General features: G+C 49.8%; 2 protein-coding genes and 1 pseudogene. 1 reads left to right on the top strand and 2 read right to left on the bottom strand.

The genetic code is table 11. The features are described from left to right. Nucleotides 1–168 precede the first annotated feature (168 nt). Together ACQ4N7_RS30180 and ACQ4N7_RS30175 are read right to left on the bottom strand one after the other, a co-directional pair. Nucleotides 169–837 (bottom strand): energy-coupling factor ABC transporter ATP-binding protein, encoded by a 669-nt coding sequence (locus tag ACQ4N7_RS30180; RefSeq protein WP_430715112.1) that lies wholly within the window; start codon nucleotides 835–837, stop codon nucleotides 169–171. A gap of 40 nt (nucleotides 838–877) precedes the next feature. Then, nucleotides 878–1117: a hypothetical protein gene (locus ACQ4N7_RS30175; protein ID WP_430715111.1), complete on the bottom strand. Its 240-nt coding sequence runs from the start codon at nucleotides 1115–1117 to the stop codon at nucleotides 878–880. Nucleotides 1118–1619: 502 nt separating this feature from the next. Here ACQ4N7_RS30175 and ACQ4N7_RS30170 point away from each other — a divergent pair. Continuing rightward, nucleotides 1620–1746 (top strand): annotated as a pseudogene (locus ACQ4N7_RS30170) (photosystem II D2 protein (photosystem q(a) protein)); the annotation flags it as partial.

Here is a 1746-nt window from a genome sequence, read left to right as displayed (position 1 = left end):
TGTCGCTCGTAACTTCGCGCTCAATCTCTACCGCTCCAACGCCTTCTCCAATATGGCTCAGGCTGAACGATTCTGTAAATTCGGCCTAGATACACTCAAGACCGTTTTTAGAATGAAATAGCCCTGGCTATCTTCTGGCTTTCATCCTAAAGTTGACGGGAACTTCAGCTAGTTCTGCAAACGATGCTTGAGGCGATTAGGATCGCCTTCGTCGAGTACGTGCCCTGCCTCTAGCAAAAAGGCGCGATCGCAGTAGTCAAGCTCTACTAACCTGTGGGTCACCCATAGAGCTGTCAACCCACGCTCTTTAACCAAGTCTCGGACTCGTTTAACCAGGTCGATTTGGCTATCAGGATCCAACAGGGCCGTAGGTTCATCGAGCAGTAGTACATGACAGTGGCGGGCGATCGCCCCTGCGATCGCTACCCGCTGCTTCTGCCCACCGCTAAGGGCATAGATGGGCCGCCGCTTTAGCTCTAGTAAGTTAATCGCCGCTAGGGCATCATCTACTCGATTGCGAATCTCCGCTAGAGAAAGACGCTCATCAACTAGCCCAAACGCTACATCGGCTCCCACCGTAGGCATTACCAGCTGGTGGTCAGGGTTCTGAAACACGAACCCTACGGGTCTTTCAATTGACCATTCTCCAGCTTGAGGTTGCAGCAACCCCCCCAAAATTTTCAGCAGTGTCGACTTGCCGCTACCGTTATTGCCTAGCAGCATACAAAACTCGCCGGGCTGAACAGTCAGTGAACAGCCCCGCAGCACACTCTGCCCAGACGGCCATTGAAACTGCAAGTTGCTAACCTTTATAGCCTTAGACTCTTTGGCCGTCACGACATCACTAGATAATGGTATGGGCTCCTTATACAGACTGTTACTGATCACTACTCAGGGTAAAGAAGCCAGGGGGGCGTCCTGAAGCAGTAGCTGTACCGCTCTTCTCAAAAATCTGAACGGCTGCTATTTCGCTACCTAAAACACTAATGCGCTTGTGGGGTTGCTGATCACAGGTAACTTCAACCAGTTGTCCGCTACCGCTACGCAAACCTTCTGCCAATGAGTTATAGAGCGCCTCTGCCTCGCCCTGTTCTTTCTTCTGCACAGAGAGGGGCATAGCCGTATGCTTCAACGTCAACTCAATCGTGAACATAGTCGAATAGTACTCAGTAAAGTGTAAGGACTCAGACGGCTTTCCCGAAGCTCGCCCTTCTATGTATCTATATATAAGTGTAAAGGGTCACCATCCTGTGTTCACAACCCTATTTTGCTATCTGTCGGGCCTCTCAGTAAAAAAACGGCAACTTCTGAACACATGGCTTAGCCTTACTAAAGCAAAGACTCGGGCCACAGGCTGTCAAAATTCACTCTATTGACATGAGCAAAAATGCTTACTAAAGTCGCTAAAACCTGAAGATGATCGGGGTGTTCAGCTCAGCTCTTCTGAAAATACCCCTTATAATGATAGCTACGGTAAAGAATAGTAAACATTACTCATAATCTAAGGGCGGTTAGATTGGCCTCTGGTCAACCGTCTGGCATTAAGTCCCTAGGTTGGAGTAAGCGCCATTATCTTCCGTGCATATACCTTGTTGTTAGATAGTTACGGAGACTCGCGTATGACCATAGCAATGGGACGCGCGCAAGCCGAGCGAGGATGGTTCGACGTCCTCGACGACTGGCTCAAGCGCGATCGCTTTGTATTCATCGGCTGGTCAGGCCTACTTCTGTTTCCCTGCGCCTTTT

It is taken from the genome of Nodosilinea sp. AN01ver1 (assembly GCF_050565655.1).
GTDB lineage: Bacteria > Cyanobacteriota > Cyanobacteriia > Phormidesmidales > Phormidesmidaceae > Nodosilinea.
This window is presented reverse-complemented; position numbering and strand designations above follow the sequence as displayed.

Excerpts from the sequence above, each read along its gene's own strand:
- ACQ4N7_RS30175 (WP_430715111.1), bottom strand. The coding sequence starts at position 1,117 with ATGCCCCTCTCTGTGCAGAAGAAAGAACAGGGCGAGGCAGAGGCGCTC.